The sequence below is a fragment of the Microbacterium sp. zg.Y909 genome (assembly GCF_024626565.1).
In genome coordinates, this window is sequence record NZ_JANJFJ010000255.1 from 1 (window position 1) to 6,328 (window position 6,328).

Consider the following 6,328-nt stretch of genomic DNA (forward strand, 5'->3'; position numbering starts at 1 on the left):
GCCCGCCAGTTCCTCGGGCAGGTCGACCGGCCCGACGTGGACTTCATCGAAGGCCTGAGCCCGGCCGTCTCGATCGATCAGAAGTCGACCAACCGCAACCCGCGCTCGACGGTGGGCACGATCACCGAGATCCACGACTACATGCGACTGCTCTGGGCGCGCATCGGGGTGCCACACTGCCCGGAGTGCGGTGAGCGCATCCAGCGTCAGACGGTGCAGCAGATCGCCGACCAGCTCATGGAGCTGCCCGACGGCACGCGGTACCAGGTGGTGGCTCCCGTCGTCTCGCAGAAGAAGGGCGAGTTCGCGGACCTCTTCAAGGAGCTCAGCGCGAAGGGCTACGCGCGCGCTGTCGTGGACGGCGACCTCGTGCAGCTCGCGGAGGCCCCCAAGCTCAAGAAGAGCTACAAGCACGACATCGCCGTCGTGGTCGACCGCCTGGTGGCCGGGCCCGACATCCTGAGCCGCGTCACCGACTCGGTCGAGACCGCGCTGGGGCTCGCCGGCGGCATCATGCAGGTCAACTTCGTCGATGAAGAGGGCGACGACGCCTGGCAGTCGTTCTCCGAGAAGCTCGCCTGCCCGAACGGCCACGCGATCCAGCTCACCGAGATCGAGCCCCGCACCTTCTCGTTCAACGCGCCCTTCGGTGCCTGCCCCGCCTGCTCGGGACTCGGCACGAAGATGTCGGTCGACGTCGACCTGATGATCGCCGATGAGGATCTCTCCATCAGCGAGGGCGTGATCATCCCCTGGACGACCCAGGGCAAGGGTCTGTACCAGTACTACGAGCGGTTGCTCGAAGGCCTGGCGCGGGACCTCAAGTTCTCGCTCGACACGCCATGGCGAAAACTCCCGCAGGACATCAAGGATGCGGTGCTGCGCGGCGAGAACTACAAGGTCACCGTCAAGTGGAAGAACCGCTACGGGCGCGAGATGCGGTACGCGTCGGGCTTCGAGGGGGTCGTGCCGTACATCGAGCGGCAGTACGCCCAGGCCGAGTCCGACAGTCAGCGTCAGCGCTGGTCGGAGTACCTGCGAGAGGTGCCCTGCCAGGTCTGCAACGGCGACCGACTGAAGCCCGAGGTGCTCGCCGTGCTCGTGCACGGCCACTCGATCGCCGACGCCTCCCGGCTGAGCCTGGCCGAGGCGCAGGAGTACTTCGCGCAGCTGGAGCTCACCGACCGTGAGGCACAGATCGCCGCGGCCGTGCTGCGCGAGATCCGCGCGCGCCTGGACTTCCTCGTGCAGGTGGGACTGAACTACCTCACGCTCAGCCGCGCCGCCGGGTCGCTCTCGGGCGGAGAGGCCCAGCGCATCCGACTGGCGACGCAGATCGGCTCCGGCCTGACCGGCGTGCTCTACGTGCTCGACGAGCCGTCCATCGGGCTGCACCAGCGCGACAACCGGCGGCTCATCGAGACCCTGCTGAAGCTGAAGGCCCTCGGCAACACGCTCATCGTCGTGGAGCACGACGAGGAGACCATCCACGCCGCCGACTGGGTCGTCGACATCGGGCCCCGCGCCGGCGTCGACGGCGGCCATGTCGTGCACTCCGGGCCGCTGGCATCGCTGCTGGAGGACCGCAACTCCCTCACCGGGGAGTACCTGTCGGGACGCCGCTCCATCCCCACCCCGGCCAAGCGGCGCCCCATCGACAAGAAGCGCATGCTGACGGTGGTCGGCGCGCGCGAGAACAACCTCAAGAACGTCACGGCGGAATTCCCCCTCGGCGTGCTCACCGCGGTCACCGGCGTGAGCGGCTCGGGCAAGTCCACGCTCGTCAACGGCATCCTCTACGAAGTGCTCGCCACCAAGCTCAACGGCGCACGCCGTCTCGCCGGCAAGCACACGCGCGTGACCGGGCTCGACAACCTCGACAAGGTGGTGCACGTCGACCAGGCGCCGATCGGCCGTACGCCGCGCTCGAACCCCGCCACGTACACCGGCGTGTTCGACCGTATCCGCACCCTGTTCAGCGAGACGCCCGAGGCGAAGGTGCGCGGCTATCAGCCCGGCCGCTTCAGCTTCAACGTCAAGGGCGGGCGCTGCGAGGCCTGCTCGGGTGACGGCACGATCAAGATCGAGATGAACTTCCTTCCCGACGTCTACGTCGACTGCGAGGTCTGTCACGGCAAGCGGTACAACCGCGACACCCTGGCGGTGCACTACAAGGGCAAGAACATCGCCGAGGTGCTGGAGATGCCCATCTCCGAGGCGGCCGAGTTCTTCGAGCCGATCCAGGCGATCCACCGCTACCTCAAGACACTCGTCGACGTCGGCCTCGGATACGTGCGTCTCGGGCAGTCGGCCACCACCCTCTCGGGCGGCGAGGCGCAGCGCGTGAAGCTGGCCACCGAGCTGCAGCGGCGCTCCAACGGGCGCAGCATCTACGTGCTCGACGAGCCGACCACCGGCCTGCACTTCGAGGACGTGGCGCGCCTGCTCGAGGTCCTGGGCGGCCTTGTCGACAAGGGCAACACCGTCATCGTCATCGAGCACAACCTCGACGTGATCAAGTCTGCGGACTGGGTCATCGACCTGGGGCCTGAGGGCGGCTCCGGCGGCGGACAGATCGTCGCCACCGGCACGCCCGAGAAGGTGGCCCGCACCGCGGGCAGCCACACCGGTGCGTTCCTGGCCGAAGTGCTCGGCGACGCGCAGGCGGTCCGCAAGGCGGGCTGAGCGGATGCCGCGCTCAGCTCCCACGCTCCCGTACAAGCCGAAACCGGGTGAGATCCCGACCAACCCGGGGGTGTACCGCTTCCGCGACGCCGACGGCCGCGTGCTCTACGTCGGCAAGGCGAAGAACCTGCGCGCCCGGCTGTCGAACTACTTCGCTCCGCTGCACACCCTGCACGAGCGCACACGGCGCATGGTCACCACCGCGGCATCCGTGGAGTGGACCGTGGTCGCGAGCGACGTGGACTCCCTGCAGCTGGAGTACATGTGGATCAAGGAGTTCGATCCGCCCTTCAACGTGCGTTACCGGGACGACAAGTCCTATCCGTTCATGGCGGTCACGCTCGCCGATGAGGCACCGCGAGTGATCGTGACGCGCAATCGCCGCATTCCGGGCGCCAAGTATTTCGGTCCGTACCCGAAGGTGTGGGCGGTGCACGACACGATCGATCTCATGATCCGGGTCTTCCCGATCCGCACCTGCTCGGACTCGTCCTACAAGAAGGCGATGGCCAGCGGCCGACCGTGCTTTCCTGGGCAGATCGGACGCTGCGGCGGACCCTGCTCAATGAAGGTGTCGATCGAAGAGCACCGCGCCATGGTCGACGATTTCGTCGCCTTCATGTCCGGCGGCGACCAGCGCTTCGCGCGCGAGCTCACCGCCCGCATGAAGGAAGCGGCGGCGGCGATGGACTACGAGAGCGCGGCGGTGTACCGCGACAAGCTGCAGGCGATCGACGCGGTGCTGAACAAGAGCGCTCTTGTGCTGTCGGACGATACCGACGCCGATCTCTTCGGTATCGCCGAGGACGAGCTCGCAGCCACGGTGCAGCACTTCGTGGTGCGCGGCGGGCGCGTGCGGGGTGTGCGGGCCAGCACCATCGAGAAGGAGATCGACATCTCGGGGGCGGACCTGGTGGACCAGGTGCTGCAGCGCAGCTACGGCGATGCCGCGGCGGCGGACATCCCGCGTCAGGTGCTCGTGCCCGCTCTCCCCGAAGAAGCGGCGGACCTCGAGGAGTGGCTGAGCGCGCGGCGCGGCAAGCGGGTGTCGATCCGGGTCGCCCAGCGGGGCCGCAAAGCGGAGCTCATGAAGACCGCGAACCTCAACGCCCAACAGGCCCTCATGCTGCACAAGACGCGGCGCACGAGCGACTACGTCGCTCGCACCCAGGCTCTGACCGACCTGCAGGAGGCGCTGGATCTGACCGAAGCGCCGCTGCGCATCGAGTGTTACGACGTCTCGCATCTGGGGGGCACCAACGTCGTGGCATCCATGGTGGTCTTCGAGGACGGTCTGCCCCGCAAGGACCAGTACCGAACCTTCGGCGTGCCCGAGACGACCGACGACACGGATTCGATCCATCAGGTGCTCACCCGCAGGCTGGCGTATCTGAACCGCCCCGAGGAAGCGGACGAGCCCGAGCCGCAGCCCACCGACGACGGCGAGGTGGTCGCCCCGGCGCGCAAGAAGCCGCGGTTCGCCTACCGCCCGCAGCTGCTGGTCGTCGACGGCGGCAAGCCGCAGGTCGAGGCGGCGGCGCGCGCGCTGGCCGACGCCGGCCACGAGGAGATCGCGCTGTGCGGAATCGCCAAGAGGCTCGAAGAGGTGTGGCTGCCGGGGGAGGAGTACCCGGTGATCCTGCCGCGCACCTCTGAGGCGCTCTACCTGCTGCAGCGGCTGCGCGACGAAGCCCACCGCTTCGCCATCACGCATCAGCGCAAGCGTCGTCGTCGCGACATCAACAGCGTGCTCAGCGAGGTTCCCGGGCTCGGTGCCACCCGCATCAAAGCGCTGCTGCGCCACTTCGGCTCGGTGGCCGCCCTGACCGAGGCCACTCCCGAACAGATCGCGGAGCTGCCCGGCATCGGACCGAAGCTCGCCGCCACGGTCCACGAGCACCTCGCGCGCCGGTAGGGTGAAGGGAAAGACGGGGGCGCTTGATGACGGCACAGGACGCGGGTGAGGTCCTCATCGTCACGGGCATGTCCGGCGCCGGCCGCACCACCGCCGCCAACGCCCTCGAAGACCTCGGCTGGTACGTCGTCGACAACCTTCCCCCGCAGATGCTGCGTCCGCTGCTGGACCTGAGCGAACTGGCGGGCGGCTCGCTGCCGAAGGTGGCCGCGGTCGTCGATGTGCGCGGTCGTGACCTGTTCGCCGAGCTTCCCCGCATCACCCAGGCGCTGCGCCACGGTCGGCACCTGCGCGTGCTCTTCCTGGACGCGTCCGACGACGTGCTGGTGCGGCGATTCGAATCGGTGCGCCGGCCGCACCCGCTGCAGGGCGAGGGCACGCTCCTCGACGGCATCCACCGGGAGCGGGCGCGACTGGCGCGGGTGCGCGAGAGCGCCGACCTCATCGTCGACACCTCGAACAACAACATCCACCAGCTCGCCACCCGCATCGTCGACCTCTTCGCCGCCGAAGGGTCAGCCCGGCACACGCTCACAGTCATGAGCTTCGGCTTCAAGTACGGGCTGCCGTCGGATGCCGATCTCGTGGCGGACATGCGCTTTCTGCCCAACCCGTTCTGGGTCGAGGATCTGAAGTCGCTCACCGGCAAGGACGATGCCGTGCGCGACTACGTCTTCGACCAGGAGGGGGCGGAGGAGTTCCTCGACGCGTACGTCGCGGCGCTGCAACCGGTGCTGGCCGGCTATCAGCGCGAGAACAAGCCCCATTCCACCGTCGCCGTGGGATGCACCGGCGGCAAGCACCGATCGGTGGCCACGGCAGAAGAACTCGCGCGACGACTGGCGGCGCTGCCGGGCGTAGCCGTGCGCGTGAAGCATCGGGACCTGGGTCGGGAGTAAACTGGACGATCGTCCCCCTGCGCCTCTCGGAAGGAATCCCGTGCCCCTGACCGCCGACGTGAAGGCCGAGTTGGCCGCCATTCGCGACCCGCGACCCACCGCGCGCGTCGCCGAACTGACAGCCCTGCTGCGGTTCTCCGGCGGACTGCACTCGATCGCCGGCCGCGTCGCCGTCGAGGCCGAACTCGAGTCCGACGGCCTGGCTCGTCGGGTTGCCCGTGACCTCATGGAGATCTACGGCGTGCGGCCGGAACTCGCCCACGTGCAGGCGTCGGGCGGCCGTGTCGGCGGCCACTTCGCCGTGCGTGTCATCGACGGCGGCGAGACCCTGGCGCGTCAGACCGGGCTGCTCGATCAGCGACGCCGCCCGGTACGGGGACTGCCGAACAAGCTCACCACCGGCGCGCGCCCCGATCTGGCGGCCGTCTGGCGTGGAGCGTTTCTCGCGGCCGGCACGCTCAGCGACCCCGGTCGCTCGGCGGCGCTGGAGATCTCGTGCCCCTCGGGCGAGGCGGCCATGGCGCTCGTCGGCGCCGCCCATCGCCTTGGGATCACGGCCAAGGCGCGCGAAGTGCGCGGGGTGCCCCGCGTCGTCGTCCGCGACGGCGAGGCCATCCGTGCCGCGCTGGCCGAGATGGGCGCGGTCCGTACCGCGGCGGAGTGGGAGCAGCTGCGCCAGCGCCGCGAGGTGCGTGCGGGAGTCAACCGCCTGGTCAACTTCGACGACGCCAACCTGCGCCGGTCCGCTCAGGCGGCCGTGGCCGCGTGCGCGCGCGTGGAGCGGGCGATGGAGATCCTCGGTGACGAGGTTCCGCCACACCTGAAGCAG

General features: G+C 69.0%; 4 protein-coding genes. All 4 read left to right on the plus strand.

What is annotated here, in order from left to right; translation table 11 throughout:
* On the plus strand, positions 1–2,685 hold a 2,685-nt coding region (gene uvrA, locus NQ160_RS16315; RefSeq protein ID WP_257516221.1), incomplete at its 5' end, for an excinuclease ABC subunit UvrA.
* Between the two features lie 4 nt (positions 2,686–2,689).
* On the plus strand, positions 2,690–4,600 hold the full coding sequence (gene uvrC / locus NQ160_RS16320; protein WP_257516222.1) for an excinuclease ABC subunit UvrC: 1,911 nt from the start codon (positions 2,690–2,692) through the stop codon (positions 4,598–4,600).
* A 26-nt stretch (positions 4,601–4,626) separates the two neighbouring features.
* Entirely contained in the window at positions 4,627–5,499 is an 873-nt protein-coding gene (gene rapZ / locus NQ160_RS16325) for an RNase adapter RapZ (RefSeq protein ID WP_257516223.1), read from the plus strand.
* A gap of 40 nt (positions 5,500–5,539) precedes the next feature.
* A partial coding sequence (gene whiA / locus NQ160_RS16330) for a DNA-binding protein WhiA (RefSeq protein ID WP_257516224.1) occupies positions 5,540–6,328 on the plus strand: 789 nt, incomplete at its 3' end.

Coding starts and splice junctions, on each gene's coding strand:
- uvrC (WP_257516222.1), top strand. CDS start 2,690: ATGCCGCGCTCAGCTCCCACGCTCCCGTACAAGCCGAAACCGGGTGAG.
- rapZ (WP_257516223.1), top strand. CDS start 4,627: ATGACGGCACAGGACGCGGGTGAGGTCCTCATCGTCACGGGCATGTCC.